Source organism: Microcella pacifica (assembly GCF_009371975.2).
In the GTDB taxonomy this organism is placed as follows: Bacteria; Actinomycetota; Actinomycetes; order Actinomycetales; family Microbacteriaceae; genus Microcella; species Microcella pacifica.
The window spans coordinates 110,702-129,206 of sequence record NZ_VIKT02000004.1 but is presented as its reverse complement, the minus strand read 5'-3'; the positions used below and the strand labels follow the sequence as shown (position 1 = coordinate 129,206).

Sequence of the window (18,505 nt, the reverse complement as noted above, 5' to 3'; positions counted from 1 at the left end):
GCTACTGGATGGGCGTCATGAAGACGAGGAACAGGGCGGGGGTGAAGATGCCGAGGCTCACGAGCCCCGCGGTGAGCAGCAGGGTGACGATGAGCGGCCACCAGCCGCGGCCCGCTTGACGCTGCACGACGATGCCTCGTGCCGCGAGATAGCCGACGTTGCCGAGAAGCGCCCACCATCCGGAGGCGCGCTCGAGGTGTCCCCACTCATGCAGCTTCTCGCGGTCGCGCCGCACCCAGACGATGATCCACATGATGGGCAGAAGGCTCGCGGCGAGCACCCAGAACCAGGGCGTCGACTCGATGCCGGTGAGCACCGTCACGGCGAGCTGGGCGAGGAAGGCCACGAGGGGAGTGGCAGCGAGCATCCAGGCCGCGAGGGTCGTGGTGCGCTCCGGGGTGTACTCCATCGACTGGGCGGCCGTGTTCCACAGGTCGCTGCGGGTCACCGATCGCATGCCGAAGGTGCCGAGCTGCGTGCGCGGCCCGGCGTCACCCGTGGAGGCGCTCGACGGAGCCGAGGTCGGCGTGGCGGAGTACGGCACCGAGTACGAGTAGGGTTCCTCGCCGACCGGGGCCGCGACGGCCGCTCCATTCGCGTCGGTCGTCGTGTCGACGCCGGTCACCGCGACGTCGGCCACCGCGGCGGCGGTCGCCGAGGCGTGGCCGTGCGCGACCGCGGCGCCGGGGGAGGCGGGCTCGCCGTGCGCGATCGGCTTGGGTCGAGTGTGCTGGGTCCACCGGGCGCCGTCCCACCAGCGCAGCCGCAGCGCGATCTCAGGGTCGTCGTACCACCCGGCGACGGGGAGGGTCGAACCTTCGGTCATGGTGGGTCCTCGGGGAAGGCGGGAGCGGGAGCGCAGAGGTGCGGGTCACACGACGCGTCGCTCGGCGGAGTGGCCGTGGGGTGAACGCAACGCTCGTCGACGGCAAGTCTACGGCGCGGGGGTGCGGGAGCCTACGAGCACGCAGTCCCCAGTAAGGGGGACTCGATGGGGTACAGAACGGGGGTCGCTTCGCCGCCGAGCAGGTCAGCCAGCGTCGCGCTCCAGGTCGCCGAGCATGCGCCACACCGTCGTCGTGAGGGCCGGGTGGTCGAGCGCGATCTGCCGCAGTACGCGATAGTTGCGGGCCGGGGAGGGCAACCGGTCGTGGTCGGCGCGGATCGACTCGGCCCGGAGCATCCACACCACCAGCTCATCGACGGTGGGGAGCTCCGTCATGAAGTCCCACGGGTCCTCTCCGTCACGGCAGCGAGCGAGGATGACCGTCTGCAGCTCGTCGTGAGCCTCGGCGCGCAGAACCTCGAGGCTCGCGCCTCGGGGCCGGTCACGGTCGCTCACCCTTCGACCCTACGTCGAGGGAGGTGGGGGAAGGGTCAGAGCAGAGGCTCGATGGTCGCGAGCACGCCGGCGGGGTCCAGAGCCCACCACGTGCCGATGACGGCAGCCTGGGCGACCAGCCACACGTACAGCGGCCACGCGATGGCGCCGGTCGTGCGACCGATGCGCACACTGCGCACGGCCAGGTAGACCGGGGGCACGACGAGCGCGGTCACCCAGGGCGCCGTGCGCAGGTGCCCGGCGAGGGCCATGAGCCGGGTGTCCTGCCCCGCGAGCGCCGCGTAGAGGATGAACGGGAAGATGAGCGTGAGGCCGCGCGTCCAGGCCGAGCTCTCGGGCGGCAGGCTCGTGAAGACGGCGAAGATCAGGAGGGCCTGGGTGATGGGCATCGTCGCCATGAGCCAGACGGAGGCGGTGTAGACGCGCTGGCGCGGCTCGAGGGCCTCGGAGACGACGGCGCGGTCACTCTCACGACGCCGACGAGGGCGTGCCGTCTCGAGGTCGACGGCGCTCACGGGCGTCCGCGCGGAACGGCGACCCGCGGGGGCCGGGCTCGGGTACGCCGCGGAGGGCACGGTCGCCGAAGAGCTGGAGTACGCGGAGTCGGTGCTGGGGGAGTGCAGCGACATGCGGTGCGCAGCGCGCGCGGAGTCGCGCGGCGTGAGCGTCACGGGCGCCGACCCTGCGGGTGTGTACACGCTCGGCGCCGCGACCTGGTCGTTGCTCTCCTGCAGGGGCTCGCGCGAGACCGGCGCCTGCACGGGCGCGAGTGCCTCGACGTGCTCGGTCCACTGCGCGCCATCCCACCAGCGCCGGTACGTCGCCTCGCCGCCGTGAGCTGTGGCGATCGGGTCCGGATACCAGCCTGCTGGCACCTGAATCGCGGTCGTCGTCATGATGTGGTCCCCCTGTGTGCTCCCGGCCCCCCGGCCGGGTTGCGATGCTTCACCCGCAGCGTTCGGTGCTGCGGGGCTGTCGCGAAGCTGTTCGGGTTCCACGCGACGTTCGGTGTGCGATCTTCAGTTGTGCGGTGCTGCTGGGTAGGTGGTGCGGTGGTACGTGTTCGGTTGTGAGTATGCCGGGCCTGCGAGGTCGGTGCAGGCGCGCCGTTCGCTTATCGAACGAACGAGAAGATGCCCCAATCGTCGACCTGCCAGGTGATCCAGCCGTTGGCGCGCTGCAGGCTCACGGTGACGACGAGGTTCTCGCCGGAGGAGTTGGTGGCGGGGCACCGCAGCTGCTGTCCGATGAACAGGGGCGGCGAGGCGGGGCAGTTCACCTCCAGCTGGGTGCCGATGGAGCGTGCGTTCGCCTGGATCGTCTCTTCTGCCTGGTCGGCGAAGACGCCGGGCATCGCGGCGATGATGAGGCCGGGAACGGCGAGAATGGATGCCCCCACCAGACCCGAGACGAGCAGCCACACCGCCACGGGGCCGAACCCGGCACCCGAGATGCGGCTCAGTCGCACGGCACGCGCGGCCAGGTACACGGGCGCCGTGCCGAGGGCCCACAGCCAACTGGCGGGGGCGTCGATGCCGCGGCGGCGCAGGGTTCGGGCATCGAAGTAGGCGAGCGCGGCCACGATCGGGTAGGGCACGATCCAGATGGCTGCCATGAAGATGAGGCTCGGGCCGGTCGTGAACGCGGCGACGACGAGCAGACTCAGCAGCAGCTGCAGCATGGGCAGCAGCGCGATCGCCCACGACTCGACGGTCTGCACGTTGCCGCTGGGGGCTCCGAGCGCCTGGTGGGTTCCGGAGCGGCGGGTCTCCGACGCTGCGCGGGGCGACTCCTGCGAGTAGGGGGCGTACTGCGGGGCGCCGGGGGCCGAGGCGAAGCCGGGCGCTGATCCGTACTGGGGCGCGCTGCCGTATTGGGGAGCGGAGCCGTACTGCGGGGCGCTGCCGTACTGAGGTGCCGAGCCGTACTGCGGCGCTGACCCCTGCGGAGCGGAACCGTACTGCGGGGCGGAGCCGTACTGGGGCGCGCTGCCGTACTGCGGCGCCGAACCCCGCTGCGGAGCCGAGCCGTAGTGGGGCGCGCTGCCCTGCTGCGGGGCCGAGCCCGCGCCGAGATCCCACGGCGCACTGCCGCTCGCCGAGACGGGGCCGGGCGTCGACTCCGGCGTCGATCCGGGCGCGCTGTCGGTGTCGCGCTGCAGCGGAACCCAGGGGGAGGGCGCCGGATCCTGCGGCGGTTTGAGCTCGGATTCGGCCTGCAGGTCGGCGAAGGCGGCCGCGGCGAAAGCCTCAGCAGCGGAGTTGGCGGGCCGCCCGCTCGCGGGGGCAGACGAGGCACTGCGGGGCGCGGCCGACTGCTGCTGCGCGGACTGCTGGCCCTGCTCGCCGGGCTCGATGAGCTGCGGCACGGCCCCCGTCGTCGGCGGGGCGAGCTGGCGCAGTACGTTCGCGGTGGGCTGCTGCACGGCCGGCTGCTCGGGCTCGGAGCCCTCCCGTGCGGGGTCGTCGAGCGGAGCATCCTCAGGGGTCGACGCGGTACGGAGGTCTCGACGCCGGGGGAGGTCGTCGTCGGCGAACATCGTCGGGGCCGCGGGAGCGGTGGGAGCCTCGGTCGGCACCATCGGCTGGCGGGCGTCGGAGACGTGCTCGGTCCACGCGGTGTTGTCCCACCAGCGCAGCTGCGGCAGTCCGAGCGGGTCGGGATACCAGCCCGCCGGAACGCGACCGTAGTCGTCTTCTGCCACGATTATCGTTCCCCCTTGTTCGCCGGTTGTGGAACACCGGCCCCCGTCAGTGTAAGGGGCGAGGGGCTCAGGAGCGATGATTCGTCATCCCCCCGTCGTGGTGTCCCCCGTCGTGGTGTCCCCTACTCGGGGGCCCCGCGCAGCCTCTCGTCGCATGCGCACCGCGTCGATCACGAGACCGACCGCGATGGCGACCACGATCGACACGACGACGGCGACCACGGGGTAGTCGCCGAGCCACGCGCCGAAGGCCGCACCCACCCCCACGTTGTAGACCGCCCAGGCCGAGCAGGCGAGCAGGCTCAGGGGCAGGTAGCGGCGGTACGGGAAGCCTGTGGCGCCCGCCACGAGGTTGACGGCGACGCGACCGAACGGAATGTAGCGGGCGATGAGGATGACGAGCGCCGCGCGCCGCTGCAGGTTCTCGCCCGCCCACGCGAACACGGCCCGCACACGGGCGTGCCGCACGCGGGCGAGCAGCGGCGCCCCGAGGCGGCTGCCGAGCAGGAACGTGAGACTGTCGCCCACCACAGCCGCGAGGGCGGCGACGAGCACGAGCAGGAACGGGTTCGGGGTGCCCTCCGACACGGCGAGGGAACCGAGAGCCACGACGACCGTCTCGCTCGGCACGACCACGAGAAACGCGTCGGCGACGGTGAGGAGAGCCGTGACGGGCAGCGCCCAGGGCGATGCGGCCGCGGCGACGACCCACTCGGTGAGGGCATCCACAGGCCCTGGTGTACTCCGCTCAGGTGAACAGCGGGCGACGCGCGGCGCTCAGTGGAGTAGCGGGCGACGGGCGGCGTCGAGCCACACCCGCCCTCGCTCGGCGCGCCCCGGCTCGACAACCAGCTGCGGCCCCTGCACCCAGTCGGTCGCGACCCGCAGGCCGTGCAGGGCGCTCAGCACCCAGAGCTCGGCGCCGTCGAAGTCGCGCGGGTGCGCCTGCACCGCGCGCACCTCGACACCCTCTGCCGTCGCCGCGTCGGTCACGATGCGCTCGGTGACGCTCGGGATGCGCGGCAGAGCGTCATCCACGCGATGCAGTACCCCGTCCCGCCACCACACGAGCGAGCTGTACGCGCCCTCGACGACCTCCGCCGTGGGAGTGAGGATGATCGCCTCCTGCGCGCCGTGCGGCTGCACGAGCGTGCGCAGGCGCTGCAGCGACTCCAGGTCAGGGCCCTTGATGCGCGGCTGGATGCGAGGGTCGTGCGGTGCCGTGGCGACGACGGCCTCCGTGCTCGTGGCGGGGGTGGGGCGCACGCGCAGGGAGAGTTGCGCGCCCTCGCCGCGAGCCCGCAGCTCCACACGGGGAAACCAGTCGCCCTCGCTCGGGATGAGGGCGAGCGCCGCACTCCAGAACGCCTGCGGCTCGGTCGCCTCGCCCAGGAGTGCGGCGACACTGCCGAGGAAGCGATCGCGGTGGTGGTGCAGGCCGCGCGCTGCGCCGTCGACGACGCGCCACGAGTCGGCCGCGAGCACGGCGCCCGCGTGCGGGTCGCACCAGTCGACCGGCTGCCACGGGCCGTCGGTCGCGGTGGACCCGCGCCAGACGTGCAGTGCCTCACTCATAGGATTCAGCGTATGCGTCACGGTCTGCTCGTCGAGCCCCTCGGGCGCGTCGGCGACCACGGTGACTTCGCAGGCCTGCCCGCGCTGGACGCCGAGGCGCTCCTGCTGCGGCTCGACGCCGCCCACCCCGACGCCGACGGCCTCGTCTGGCTCGACAGCGGCGTAGGGGCGCGCACCGGCCGCAGCCTCCTCGCCGTGGGCGAGCGTGTGCCCCTGCCGGAGGGGGAGCCCGTGCTGCCGGCACTGCGGGCGGCGCTCGCCGACATGTCCGCGCTCGGCCGGCAGCGCGACGGTGCAGGCGACAGCGCCGACGACGCGGTGCCGCTCGGGCTCGTCGGCTGGTTCGGCTACGAGCTGCGGGGCGAGACCATGGGCATGCCCGTTCCGCCTGTGCCGGGTCACCACCGTGCGGCGTGGCTGTGCGTCGACCGCGGCGTGCTCATCGACCACGAGGCGGGCACCGTCAGTCTCGTGGCGCTCGACGAAGCAGGTACGGGGCAGTGGAGCGGCGAGCTCGCCGACTGGCGGCACCGGATGCTCGAGCTCGTGCGCGGCGCGAGCGCAGCATCCCCGCCCCCCGTCGCCGACCCGCAACCGGCCACCGCCGTGTGGCGCGACGACGACGCCCACTACGCGGCGCTCGTGGCCCGCTGCCAGGAGGCGATCCGCGAAGGAGAGGCGTACCAGCTGTGCCTCACGACGCAGGCGAGCGTGGTGGGCGCCCACGACGCGGACCACGACCCCGTCGAGGTGTATCGCCGGCTGCGGCGCGGCAGCCCCGCCCACCACGGGGCGCTGCTGCGCATCGGCGGCACCACTCTGCTGAGTGCGAGCCCCGAGACGTTCCTGCGCGTGAGCGATGGCACGGTGAGCACGCGCCCCATCAAGGGCACGCGGCCGCGCCACGCCGACCCCGTGCGGGATGCGGCGCTCGCCGCGGAGCTGAAGGCGAGCGACAAGGAGCAGGCCGAGAACCTCATGATCGTCGACCTCATGCGCAACGACCTCTCCCGCGTGGGCGAGGTCGGCACGGTCGCCGTCACAGGGCTGCTCGAGGTGGAGAGCTACGCGCACGTGCACCAGCTCGTCTCCACCGTGCAAGGGCGGCTGCGGGAGGGCCTCGACGCGCTCGACGCGGTCGCGGCGTGCCTGCCCGCCGGGTCGATGACGGGCGCGCCCAAGCGGCGGGCGATCGAGCTGCTCGCCGAGTGGGAGGCGGGGCCGCGCGGCGTGTACTCCGGCGCCTTCGGCTACCTCGGCGCGGACGGCTCGGCCGACCTGGCGATGGTCATCCGCAGCATCCTGCTGGAGGGGCGGACGGCGACGATCGGAGCGGGCGGCGGCGTGACCGCGCTGAGCGAGCCGGCGGAGGAGACGGCCGAGATGCACCTCAAGGCTGCGGCCCTGCTGCGAGCGCTCGGCGCGCAGGAGCACCCGGTACCCTGAGAGTTCGTGCCGGGCGCGGCCATCGCCGCCTGCCGCCGCACGAGCACCCACCCCCTGTAGCACCGCGAGTGAGAGAACTGTGAGCAGCGTGAGCCACCACGACGAGCACGACGAGAACGACTACGACTTCCGCCGCATCGAGGCGCGCTGGGCGCCGGTGTGGGAGGAGCTCGCGCCGTTCTCGACCTCCGACGCGCCCGAGTCCAAGCCGCGCAAGTACATCCTCGACATGTTCCCCTACCCCTCGGGCGACCTGCACATGGGGCACGCCGAGGTCTACGCGCTCGGCGACATCGTCGCGCGCTACTGGCGCCAGCGCGGCTTCACGGTGCTGCACCCGATCGGCTGGGACTCGTTCGGCCTGCCCGCCGAGAACGCCGCCATCAAGCGCGGCGCCGACCCGCGCGAGTGGACGTACGAGAACATCGAGCAGCAGAAGGCGTCGATGAAGCGCTACGCCGCGAGCTTCGACTGGGACCGCGTGCTGCACACCTCCGACCCCGAGTACTACCGCTGGAACCAGTGGCTGTTCCTCGAGATGTACAAGAAGGGCCTCGCCTACCGCAAGGACAGCTGGGTCAACTGGGACCCGGTCGACCAGACGGTGCTCGCCAACGAGCAGGTGCTGCCCGACGGCACCTCCGACCGGTCCGGCGCGGTCGTCGTGAAGAAGAAGCTCACCCAGTGGTACTTCAAGATCACCGACTACGCCGACCGCCTGCTCGACGACCTCAACCAGCTCGAGGGCTCGTGGCCCGCCAAGGTGCTGTCGATGCAGCGCAACTGGATCGGCCGCTCCGTCGGCGCCGACGTCGACTTCGTCATCGAGGGCCACGAGGCACCCGTGACGGTGTTCACGACGCGCCCCGACACGCTCTTCGGCGCCACGTTCATGGTCGTCGCCCCCGATAGCGATCTTGCCGCCGAGCTCGCGAGTGGGTCGACGCCCGAGGTGCGCGCCGCGTTCCAGGACTACCTCGAGCAGGCGCAGAAGAAGAGCGAGATCGACCGGCAGGACGCCACGCGCGACAAGACCGGCGTCTTCCTCGACCGCTGGGCGATCAACCCCGTGAGCGGCGAGCGCATCCCCGTCTGGGCGGCCGACTACGTGCTCGCCGACTACGGCCACGGCGCGATCATGGCCGTGCCCGCGCACGACCAGCGCGACCTCGACTTCGCCCGCACGTACGACCTGCCCATTCGCATGGTCGTCGACACGACCGCGCCCATGACGGGCACGATTCCCGTCATCACCGAGGAGATGCTCAACGAGGAGCCGCCGACCATCGACCCGGCCATCACGGGGGAGGCTCTCACGGGCGACGGGCGCCTCATCAACTCGGGGCCCCTCGACGGCCTCAGCAAGTCGAACGCCATCAAGCGGGCGATCGAGCTGCTCGAGGAGCGCGGCACGGGCCGAGCATCCAAGACCTATCGCCTGCGCGATTGGCTCATCAGCCGCCAGCGGTACTGGGGCACGCCCATTCCGATCATGTACACGGAGGACGGCGAGGAGGTGCCCCTGGAGCAGGATGCTCTGCCCCTCGAACTGCCGTGGGAGAAGGGCATGGACCTCAAGCCGAAGGGCACCTCGCCCCTCGGCGGCCTCGAGGAGTGGGTCGCGACGACGACGCCCGACGGGCGCCCCGCACGCCGCGACACGGACACGATGGACACCTTCGTCGACTCCTCCTGGTATTTCCTGCGCTTCCTCGACCCGCGCGACTCGACGAAGGCGTTCGACCCCGCACAGGCCGAGAAGTGGGCGCCCGTCGACCAGTACATCGGCGGCGTCGAGCACGCGATCCTGCACCTGCTGTACGCGCGCTTCATCACGAAGGTGCTCTTCGACCTCGGGTACGTGAGCTTCACCGAGCCGTTCAGCGCCCTGCTCAACCAGGGCATGGTCATTCTCGACGGCGCGAAGATGTCGAAGTCGAAGGGCAACCTCGTGTACTTCACCGAGGAGCTCGACCGGTTCGGCGTCGACGCCGTGCGCCTCACGATGGCGTTCGCCGGCCCGCCGGAGGACGACATCGACTGGGCCGACGTGTCGGTCACGGGCTCGCAGAAGTTCCTCGCCCGCGCCTGGCGGCTGTCGGGCGAGGTCACCGCGCCCGTCGGCGCCGACCCGGAGACGGGCGATACGGCGCTGCGCCGCGTGACCCACAAGTACCTCTCGGAAGTGCCGGGGCTCATCGAGGCGTTCAAGTTCAACGTGGGCGTCGCGCGCACGATGGAGCTCGTCAACGCCATCCGCAAGGCCATCGACTCGGGGCCTGGCGCGGGCGACCCCGCGGTGCGCGAGGCCGTCGAGGTCGTCGCGGTCGGTCTCTCGCTCTACGCACCCCACACGGCGGACGACATGTGGCAGCGCCTCGGCCACTTCGACGGCACGAAGGAGACCCTCGTGGCCTTCGCCGGCTGGCGCAAGGCCGACCCTCTGCTGCTCGTCGAGGACCAGGTGACCGCGGTCGTGCAGGTCGACGGCAAGGTGCGCGACCGGCTCGAGGTGAGCCCTAAGATCGGCAACGACGAGCTCGAGGCGCTCGCGCGGGCCTCCGCGGCCGTGCAGCGGGCCATCGGCGACCGCGAGATCGCGCAGGTCATCGCGCGCGCCCCGCGGGTCGTCAACATCGCGACCAAGAAGTAGGGCTCTCCCCGGTTTCCCGCGCGGCGCTCGTGAGTGTCGGGGGTGCGCCTAGCCTCCGTGCGTGAGTGACCTCGCCCCCGCGCAGCTCGGCGGACCGGCCCGGCGCGGCGTGCGCGTGCGGGCGGCCGTCACGGGAGTCGTCGTGCTCGCCCTGCTCGGGGTGGGGGCCGCGGTCGTCGCGGCGATCGTGACGCCGGGCGGTGAGGTCGTTGCCGTGGGTGATGCGGGTGCCGGTGGCGGTGGGTCGACTGACGAGGCTGGCCGGGATGCTGTGCTCGAGCCGCCCAGCGAGCCGGGCATCCTCGATCCGTCGCCCGAGGCCGCACGGCTCGTGCTGCACGTGCACGGCGCGGTCGTCGAGCCCGGCATCGTCGTGCTGCCCGCGGGCTCCCGCGTCGTCGACGCGATCGCTGCCGCACGCGGGCCTACCGACGAGGCCGACCTGGGCGGGGTGAACCTGGCGCGCGTCGTCGTCGACGGGGAGCAGCTGTACGTGCCGCGGGTCGGGGAGGTTCCGCCGCCCGGTGCGGGCGCCGCGAGCGGTGCAGGCGCGGGCACAGGGTCGGGGCTCGTCAACATCAACACTGCCGACGCGGCAGCACTCGAGACGCTGCCCGGCATCGGTCCCGCGCTCGCGGGCCGCATCATCGCGTGGCGCGACGCCAACGGGGGCTTTCGCGCGGTCGATGAGTTGCTCGCCGTCTCGGGCATCGGGCAGAAGACCCTCGACGGCTTTCGTGACCAGGTGACGGTGTGACCGACGCGCGCCTCGCCGTGCCGGTGGGGCTCGGCTGGGTCGTGGTCATGGTGCTCATCGGGCTGCCGTCGGCGGGGGCGGTGGGGTTCGGGGTCGCCACGGTCTCGGCGCTCGGGGCGCTGGGGGTGGTCGTGCTCGAGCGGCGTGGGCGCAGTCGTACAGGCGCACCCGTCGGGCTCCGCGCCGGATCCCTCGTCGTGCCCGCGCTGCTCGTCAGCGCCGCGCTCGGCGCGGCGGTGGGCGTTGCGGCGGGGTCGCGCGAGCCCGCGCCCGTGCGTGACGCGCTGGCCTTAGGGGAGAGGCTCGAGGTCGTGATCGTGCTCGAGCAGACGGTCGCCGGTGCCGCGACCGGGGAGCTCGAGGACGGGGCGGGCTGGCGCGGAGCATCCGTCGATGGCCGCCTGGAGCGCGTGACCGATCGTGATGGCGTCACCTACGCGGTGAGCGTGCCGGTGCGCCTGCTCGGGGTCGAGGCGCAGGGGCGCTGGCCGCTCGGCCTGCGGCTCGAGGGTGCGGTGCGGCTCATCCCGGTGGAGCCGGGCGACGACCGGGTGGCCCTCGCGCGCGTGCTCAGCGAGCTGCAGCCGGTGCGGGGTGCGCCGCCGCTGCTCGGTGCGACGGATGCGCTGCGCGACCGCTTCCTCGACCTCATGCAGCCCTTCGCGGGCGACGGGGCCGCGCTGCTGCCGGGCCTCGCGATCGGCGACACGTCGGCGGTGTCGGACGAGCTCGACGCCGCGATGAAGCGCAGCGCCCTCAGTCACCTCACCGCGGTCTCGGGGGCGAACTGCGCGATCGTCGTCGGCCTCGTGCTCGGGGTCGGCGCGCTGCTGCGGTGGCCGCGGCCCGTGCGCATCGGCGTCGCGCTCGCGGCGCTCGGCGGCTTCGTGCTGCTCGTGACGCCCGAGCCGAGCGTCGTGCGCGCCGCCGTCATGGCCGCCGTCGTGCTGCTCGCCCTCGCGAGCGGGCGGCCCGCGCAGGGGCTGCCCGTACTCGCCGTCGCCGTCTTCGGCATCCTCGTGCTCGACCCGTGGATCGCGCGCTCCTACGGTTTCGTACTGTCGGTGCTGGCGACGGCGGCGCTCCTCGTCCTCGCCGGGCCGCTCGCCGAGCGACTGCGCTCGGTGATGCCTGCGGGGCTCGCGCTGTGGATCGCCGTACCGCTCGCCGCGCAGCTCGTGTGCCAGCCGGTGCTCATCCTGCTCGCGCCTGAGGTGCCGCTCATGGGTGTGCTCGCCAATGTGCTCGCGGCCCCCGCGGCTCCGGTCGCGACGATTCTCGGCATGATCGCGTGCCTGCTCGCGCCCCTCGTGCCGCCGCTCGCGACGGTCGTCGCGGCAGTCGCCTGGTTGCCCTCCGCGTGGATCGCGGGCATCGCGACCGTCGCCTCCTCGCTGCCGGGAGCCGTGCTGCCGTGGCCGGAGGGCGGTCTGGGTGCCGTGCTTCTCGCGGTGCTGACGACGGTGGGGCTGCTCGTTGTCGGCGTGCCCGCGCGGCTCGGATCGGCGCGCTTGCGCCGGAGGCTGGCGCTCTCGGGCGCCGTGCTGCTCGTCGTCGTCGCAGGGGCGACGGCGGGAGCTCACGCACTCGCGCTACTGCAGCGCCCCGCCGAGTGGCGCATCGCGCAGTGCGACGTGGGCCAGGGCGACGCGCTGCTCGTGCGGCACGGCGGCCAGGTCGCGCTCATCGATACGGGGCGGGATGCTGCGCTCTTGCAGCGCTGTCTCGACACCCTCGGCATCCAGCGCGTCGACCTGCTCGTGCTCACCCACTTCGATGACGACCACGTCGGCGCGGTCGAGGTCGTGCACGGAATGGCCGAGCGCGTTCTGGTGGGGCCGACCGGGCGGCCCGCCGACGAGGCCGTGGTCGAGGGGCTCGTCGCTGCCGGTGCGACGGTGCACGAGGTCGCTGCCGGGGAAGTCGGGGCGCTCGGCGGCTACACCTGGCGAGTGCTCGCGCCACCCGACCACCGCGGGGTCGAGCCCGGCAACGACGCGAGCATCGTCCTGGAGTGGCGCCCCGGGCCGCAGTGCGCGGGCTGCCCGAGCCTGCTGACCCTCGGCGATGTGGGTGCGGCTGGCCAGCGCGCGCTGCTCGGTGCCGTGCATCCCGTCGATGCGATCACGGTCGCGCACCACGGTGCGGCCGACCAAGAGGCCGAGCTGTATGCGCGCGCCTCGCCTGCGGTCGCGCTCATCGGGGTCGGCGCGGACAACGGCTACGGCCACCCGACGCCCGAGGCGCTCGACGCCGTTGTCGCGTCGGGGGCACTCACGGCGCGCTCCGACCTGCACGGGCTCGTGCTGCTCGCGCCGGGGGAGCAACCCGGGTCGTGGTTGGTGTGGACGGAACGCGGTGTCGCCGGCGAGCACGCCCGGGGCGGGGCGCGACCGGGCGGCTGACGTCGGCGGCGCTGGCTAGGCTGAGGGGGCCGCACGCGGCACCCGCATGTACCAGCCTGTACCTGCCCGCACTGCCCGCATTGCCCGAACTCGAGCGCCGAAGGAGCGTGATGGCCGCCACGAAGAGGTCGTCAGGCTCCGCGCGGGCGAAGGCGAGCATCCCGCAGATTGCGTGGCACGAGATCAGGTCGGCGCCCATTGTGCTCGTGACCGGCCCCGAATCGTTCCTCGCCGACCGCGCATCGACGATGCTGCGGGATGCCCTGCGCGGGCAGGATCCGAGCCTCGAGGTGCACGACCTGGGTGCCGACACCTACGCGCCCGGCGAGCTGCTCACCCTGGCGAGCCCCTCCCTGTTCGGGGAGCCGAGGCTGATCCGCGTGGCCAACGTCGAGAAGTGCACCGACGCATTCCTGGAGGACGCGCTGTCGTTCCTCGAGCAGCCGGCCGACGACACCGTCGTGCTGCTGCGGCACGGCGGGGGAGTGCGCGGCAAGAAGCTGCTCGACGCCATCCGTGGCGGTGCCGGTGGCGGCATCGAGGTCATCTGCGCGGAGCTCAAGCGCGACAACGACCGCGCCGACTTCGCGGCCGCCGAGTTCCGCCACGCGGGCCGCCCGATCGCGCCGCTCGCTCTGCGCGCGCTCGTGAGTGCGTTCGGCGATGACCTGGGCGAGCTCGCGGGGGCGTGCCAGCAGCTCATGGCCGACACCGAGGGTGAGATCACCGAGCAGACGGTCACGAAGTACTACGGCGGCCGTGTGGAGACGAACGCCTTCGCGGTCGCCGACGCCGCGATCGCCGGGCGGCACGGCGAAGCTCTGGGGCTGCTGCGGCACGCGCTCGACACGGGAGCCGACCCCGTTCCGATGGTCGCCGCATTCGCGATGAAGCTGCGCACGATGGCGAAGGTCGGCGGCACACGCGGATCGGGGGGTCAGGTCGCCTCGCAGCTGGGCCTCGCACCCTGGCAGGTCGATCGCGCCCGCCGAGACCTGCAGGGCTGGGAGGAGGCGGGGCTCGGCCGCGCGATCCTCGCCGCCGCCGAGTGCGACGCGCAGGTCAAGGGCGCGGGCCGCGACCCCGTGTTCGCGCTCGAGACCCTCCTGCGCGTCGTCGCGACCCGCGGCGAGGGCCACTAGCCCGCGCGCTGGCCCCGAGCCGAGCATCCCGCCCGCCGCCCGCCGCCCACCCTCCCTGCGCCGGGCGTCAGCCCACGCCGCGCCGTCTCCACAATTCAGGAGTTGCGGTGCCGCAGGGCTCCTCGACACGCCGAAGCGCCCCGCGCAGGGCGCTGGACGAGGGCGCGCTCCTGAATTGTGGAGATGGCGTGCCCGGATAGGAGCGAGCGTCGACATGCCCGTGAGCGAGCGCCGGTTGGTTCTCCACAATTCAGGAGATCGAGTCCACGCGGGCCCGCCGACACGCCGGTGGAGCGCTCTCACGCCCTGATGCAGCACACCGACTCCTGAATTGTGGAGATAGAGCGCCGGGCGGCGGAGCGGGATGCTCCGCTCGAGCCGGTCGCAGACAGCACGAGGCCCCGCCGACCCTGGAGGGTGCGGCGGGGCCTCGAGTGCTGTGGTGCGGCGCGGAACGCGCGTGAAGCAGCGAGAACGCTAGAGCGCGGCGACCTGCTTGGCGATGGCCGACTTGCGGTTCGCGGCCTGGTTCTCGTGGATGACGCCCTTGCTGGCGGCCTTGTCGAGCTTCTTCGTCGCGACGACGAGAGCCTCGGAGGCGGCGGCCTTGTCGCCGGAGGCGATCGCGGTGTGCGTGCGACGGATCGCCGTCTTGAGCTCGCTCTTGACGGCGCGGTTGCGCTCCTGAGCCTTGAGGTTGGTCTTGATGCGCTTGATCTGCGACTTGATGTTCGCCATGTGTCGACTTTCTGCGTAAGAGGAACGGTGTGAGTGAGCGGCCGGGGTGGGGGTTGCGCGGAGTTCGAGCGCGTGGTGCGCGCTGCGTGCTCCGTGACGAACTGTCCCAGCCGCGTTCCGTGTCGAAAGAGAGAGGGCTTTCTGACACGCAAGCCAACAGGCAACATTACCAGGGCAGGGCGCCGGGCGACAATCACGCGGTCTGTGGGGGCCGTCGTGCATGGGAGAATGGGTCACAATGTCTCCTCGAGCCGCCACGTCCCTCGCCCCTGCCGCGACCGATCCGACGCTGATCCGCAACTTCTGCATCATCGCGCACATCGACCACGGCAAGTCGACGCTCGCCGACCGCATGCTCGGCATCACGGGCATCGTGAGCGACCGCCAGGCGCGCGAGCAGTACCTGGACCGCATGGACATCGAGCGCGAGCGCGGCATCACGATCAAATCGCAAGCGGTGCGGATGCCCTGGGCCCTGTCGCCCGCCGAGGGCGAGAAGCCCGTCACCTACGCCCTCAACATGATCGACACCCCCGGTCACGTCGACTTCACGTACGAGGTGAGCCGCAGTCTGGCGGCGTGCGAGGGCGCGATCCTGCTCGTGGATGCCGCGCAGGGCATCGAGGCGCAGACGCTCGCGAACCTCTACCTCGCGCTCGAGAACGACCTCACGATCATCCCCGTGCTCAACAAGATCGACCTGCCCGCGGCGGATCCCGAGAAGTACGCCCGCGAGCTCGCGAGCCTCATCGGCGGCTCGCCCGACGACGTTCTGCGCGTGAGCGGCAAGACGGGGCAGGGCGTCGACGAACTGCTCGATCGCGTCGTCGACCTCATCCCGCCGCCCACGGGCGACGCGAGCGCCCCGGCTCGAGCGATGATCTTCGATTCGGTGTACGACGCGTACCGCGGCGTCATCACGTACGTGCGCATGGTCGACGGGCATCTGAGCCCTCGGGAGCGCATCCAGATGATGTCGACGCGCGCGACGCACGAGCTGCTGGAGATCGGCGTGAGCTCGCCCGAGCCGGTGCCCAGCAAGGGCCTCGGCGTGGGCGAGGTCGGCTACCTCATCACGGGCGTGAAGGACGTGCGCCTGTCGAAGGTCGGCGACACGATCACGAACGCGCAGAAGCCGGCGACGCAAGCGCTGCCGGGCTACACCGATCCGAAGCCCATGGTCTTCTCGGGTCTGTACCCGATCGACGGCAGCGACTACCCGGTGCTGCGCGAGGCGCTCGACAAGCTCAAGCTCTCGGATGCGAGCCTCAACTACGAGCCGGAGACCTCGGTCGCTCTCGGTTTCGGCTTCCGCTGCGGGTTCCTGGGCCTCCTGCACCTCGAGATCATCACGGAGCGCCTCGAGCGCGAGTTCGGCATCGACCTCATCTCGACGGCGCCGAGCGTGACCTACGAGGTCGTCACGGAGGACGGCAAGGAGTACACGGTCACGAACCCGAGCGAGTTCCCGACGGGGGCGAAGATCGCGAGCGTCACCGAGCCGATGGTAGCGGCGGGCATCCTCGCGCCGAAGGACTACGTGGGCACGATCATGGAGCTGTGCCAGAGCCGCCGCGGTGCGCTCATCGGCATGGAGTTCCTCGGCGAGGACCGCGTCGAGATCAAGTACTCGATACCGCTCGGTGAGATCGTCTTTGACTTCTTTGACCACCTGAAGAGCAAGACGGCCGGCTATGCGAGCCTCGACTACGAGCCGAGCGGCGACCAGGAGGCCGACCTCGTCAAGGTCGACATCCTGCTGCAGGGTGAGGCGGTCGACGCGTTCAGCGCGATCGTGCACCGCGAGAAGGCCTACGCGTACGGCGTGCTCATGACTGAGCGCCTCAAGAAGCTCATCCCTCGGCAGCAGTTCGAGGTGCCCATCCAGGCCGCGATCGGCGCCCGCATCATCGCGCGCGAGTCGATCAGCGCGATGCGCAAGGACGTGCTCGCCAAGTGCTACGGCGGTGACATCACCCGCAAGCGCAAGTTGCTCGAGAAGCAGAAGGAGGGCAAGAAGCGCATGAAGATGGTGGGCCGCGTCGAGGTTCCCCAGGAGGCGTTCATCGCGGCGCTCTCCGGCGACGTCGAGAGCAAGAAAGACAAGAAGTAGCCACCAGCGCGGCATACGCATGCAAGCTACGGTGGAAAATTTGGGTTCACAAACTCGATCGGCGAACCGGAGTAGAGACGGACAGCGCAGTTGCCTTGCGGTGGTCGAGCTTGATGTTATCGACCTCCCGCTTATGTAGAACGCGCCTTGACCGCCGATCGCCACGCGTCCCGCGCGGCAACGAGCTCGGTGGCGTTCTTGGTGATCGTCCGAAAGTCGCGAGCAACGAGCGCTGCGGCGGGGACAAGTCCACTTCCCGTGCCGAGGGCGACGGCGCCGGCGTCGAGCCACGGCCCGACGGTCGCAGGTGAGACCCCCCCAGTTGGGATGAAGGCGACACGAGGAAACGGGCCTCGCAACGCGCGGAGCCACGTGACGCCGAGCACGTCTGCAGGAAAGAGCTTCACAAAGTCCGCTCCGTGCTCGTTCGCGGTCATTATTTCCGAGGGCGTCAGCGCGCCTGCCGCGAACGGGAGTCCGCTTTCAGCAAGTGCCGTGAGAAGCGGTGGCGTGCCGCCCGGACTGACGAGAAACTCTGCCCCCGCGTCGGCCACCCGCTTCACCTCGTCGATCGTCGTCACGGTTCCTGCGCCGACGAGCACGCCGTTGCTGTATCGACGACGCAGCTCGGCAATCGCGAGGTCGCCCTGCGGCACTGTGCACGTGACCTCGATGATGCGGACGCCGCCTTCGACGACCGCGTCAGCCGCGGAGACCGCGAGCTGCCAGTCGTCGGCGCGAATGACGGCGACGAGTCGCTGCTCGGCGATCCGCAACCCGACATCGGTCCTCATCGCGCGACGACTCCCGGCTTCGTGAGGCTTCGACCGAGGCGCGCGCCATGGTCGTCGTACGCACGCTCGAAGAGCTCTCGCGATCGGTGCTCGCCGACGACCGCCCCCGAGGTGATGACCGGGATGTCGACACCGCGCGCGACGAGCAGCTCAGCTGTGCGCACCTTGATCTCGTTGATGATCGCGACGCCCGAGATCGTCGAGCCGGGGCCCACGGGGGTGTCGAGTCCGTCGAGTGTGACCAGCGCGTCGCCGACCGGTGTTCCGAGGTCGAGCACGAGGTCGCCGTACTCGAGCAGTCGCTTGCCGGAGGAGTGCCCGGGCGTGCCCGTCATCGAGTGCTGCACCGAGGTGATGACGATCGTGCGCAGCCCTCGCTCGCGGGCACCACGGGCGATGTCGATCGGCACAGCGGTCGTTCCGCCGTGGCTGATGATGACCATGACATCGGTCGGGGCGAAGGAGAAGTTTTCGAGAATCTTCTCTCCGAGCCCTTCCATGCGCTCGATGAACATCGCCTGCCGCTGCCCGTTGCTCCCGGCGACCTGGGTATGGAACGTCATTGACAGTTCCGCCATCGGGTTGAAGCCCGGGAACGAACCGTAGCGCGGGAACATCTCCTCGAGCGCCATTCGCGAGTGGCCGGTGCCGAACAAGTGCACGAAGCCGCCTGCCTCGATCGCCTCCGCAGACCACTGCGCTGCGGTCTCGAGATGGTCGCCTTCTCGCTCGATGAGGGCCTCCAGCAGCGCGATGGCCGCTCTCGACCACAGGCCAAGAGATGTATACATGTGTACTCCCGACATGATTAGGTTGTCTGGTTCTGTGGATGAATG

The 18,505-nt window shown here is 71.3% G+C and carries 15 protein-coding genes; 6 read left to right on the top strand and 9 right to left on the bottom strand.

The genetic code is table 11. The annotated features are described in order from the left end of the window. Position 1: 1 nt before the first annotated feature. From FK219_RS03700 to FK219_RS03675, 6 genes are all read right to left on the bottom strand, one after another. The gene (locus FK219_RS03700) at positions 2–826 is read right to left on the bottom strand and encodes a DUF2510 domain-containing protein (RefSeq protein ID WP_152583084.1); all 825 of its coding nucleotides are present in this window, start codon (positions 824–826) and stop codon (positions 2–4) included. Positions 827–1,030: 204 nt separating this feature from the next. Continuing rightward, on the bottom strand, positions 1,031–1,342 hold the full coding sequence (locus FK219_RS03695) for a tryptophan synthase subunit alpha (RefSeq protein WP_152583083.1): 312 nt from the start codon (positions 1,340–1,342) through the stop codon (positions 1,031–1,033). Positions 1,343–1,377: 35 nt separating this feature from the next. Next, complete coding sequence (locus FK219_RS03690; protein ID WP_152583082.1) at positions 1,378–2,238, bottom strand: DUF2510 domain-containing protein; 861 nt, start codon at positions 2,236–2,238, stop codon at positions 1,378–1,380. A 218-nt stretch (positions 2,239–2,456) separates the two neighbouring features. Next, positions 2,457–4,046: a DUF2510 domain-containing protein gene (locus FK219_RS13585; protein ID WP_328821591.1), complete on the bottom strand. Its 1,590-nt coding sequence runs from the start codon at positions 4,044–4,046 to the stop codon at positions 2,457–2,459. Positions 4,047–4,130: 84 nt separating this feature from the next. Next, entirely contained in the window at positions 4,131–4,775 is a 645-nt protein-coding gene (locus tag FK219_RS03680; RefSeq protein WP_152583081.1) for a DedA family protein, read from the bottom strand. Between the two features lie 48 nt (positions 4,776–4,823). Next, the gene (locus FK219_RS03675) at positions 4,824–5,621 is read right to left on the bottom strand and encodes an aminotransferase class IV (protein ID WP_152583080.1); all 798 of its coding nucleotides are present in this window, start codon (positions 5,619–5,621) and stop codon (positions 4,824–4,826) included. Positions 5,622–5,633: 12 nt separating this feature from the next. On the opposite strand from FK219_RS03675, the gene FK219_RS03670 reads away from it, so the two are divergent. From FK219_RS03670 to holA, 5 genes are all read left to right on the top strand, one after another. After that, positions 5,634–7,067 (top strand): anthranilate synthase component I family protein, encoded by a 1,434-nt coding sequence (locus FK219_RS03670; protein ID WP_235923721.1) that lies wholly within the window; start codon positions 5,634–5,636, stop codon positions 7,065–7,067. A gap of 88 nt (positions 7,068–7,155) precedes the next feature. Then, positions 7,156–9,720, top strand: a complete 2,565-nt coding sequence (gene leuS, locus FK219_RS03665; protein WP_152583079.1) for a leucine--tRNA ligase — start codon at positions 7,156–7,158, stop codon at positions 9,718–9,720. 61 nt (positions 9,721–9,781) lie between these two features. Continuing rightward, complete coding sequence (locus FK219_RS03660) at positions 9,782–10,477, top strand: ComEA family DNA-binding protein (RefSeq protein ID WP_328821590.1); 696 nt, start codon at positions 9,782–9,784, stop codon at positions 10,475–10,477. Continuing rightward, a complete protein-coding gene (locus FK219_RS03655) occupies positions 10,474–12,882 on the top strand; it encodes a ComEC/Rec2 family competence protein (protein ID WP_152583078.1) in 2,409 nt (802 codons plus the stop codon). Before FK219_RS03660 ends, FK219_RS03655 begins: the two co-directional genes overlap by 4 nt. Before the next feature lie 110 nt (positions 12,883–12,992). Beyond that, entirely contained in the window at positions 12,993–14,024 is a 1,032-nt protein-coding gene (gene holA, locus FK219_RS03650; protein WP_152583077.1) for a DNA polymerase III subunit delta, read from the top strand. Positions 14,025–14,501: 477 nt separating this feature from the next. On the opposite strand, the gene rpsT is transcribed toward holA, so the two are convergent. Next, positions 14,502–14,762, bottom strand: coding sequence for a 30S ribosomal protein S20 (rpsT, locus tag FK219_RS03645; protein ID WP_152583076.1), 261 nt, complete (start codon positions 14,760–14,762; stop codon positions 14,502–14,504). A 238-nt stretch (positions 14,763–15,000) separates the two neighbouring features. Between rpsT and lepA the strand changes: the two genes are divergently transcribed. Beyond that, positions 15,001–16,875, top strand: a complete 1,875-nt coding sequence (gene lepA, locus FK219_RS03640) for a translation elongation factor 4 (protein ID WP_152583075.1) — start codon at positions 15,001–15,003, stop codon at positions 16,873–16,875. Positions 16,876–17,006: 131 nt separating this feature from the next. Here the strand turns inward: lepA and FK219_RS03635 are convergent, their stop codons facing one another. Both FK219_RS03635 and FK219_RS03630 read right to left on the bottom strand, forming a co-directional pair. Then, positions 17,007–17,669 carry a bifunctional 4-hydroxy-2-oxoglutarate aldolase/2-dehydro-3-deoxy-phosphogluconate aldolase gene (locus FK219_RS03635; protein ID WP_152583074.1) on the bottom strand — a complete coding sequence of 221 codons (663 nt, stop codon included), beginning with the start codon at positions 17,667–17,669 and terminating at the stop codon, positions 17,007–17,009. Next, positions 17,666–18,460: a sugar isomerase domain-containing protein gene (locus FK219_RS03630; RefSeq protein WP_152583073.1), complete on the bottom strand. Its 795-nt coding sequence runs from the start codon at positions 18,458–18,460 to the stop codon at positions 17,666–17,668. The genes FK219_RS03635 and FK219_RS03630 overlap by 4 nt, the downstream gene beginning before the upstream one ends. Positions 18,461–18,505: the final 45 nt, after the last annotated feature.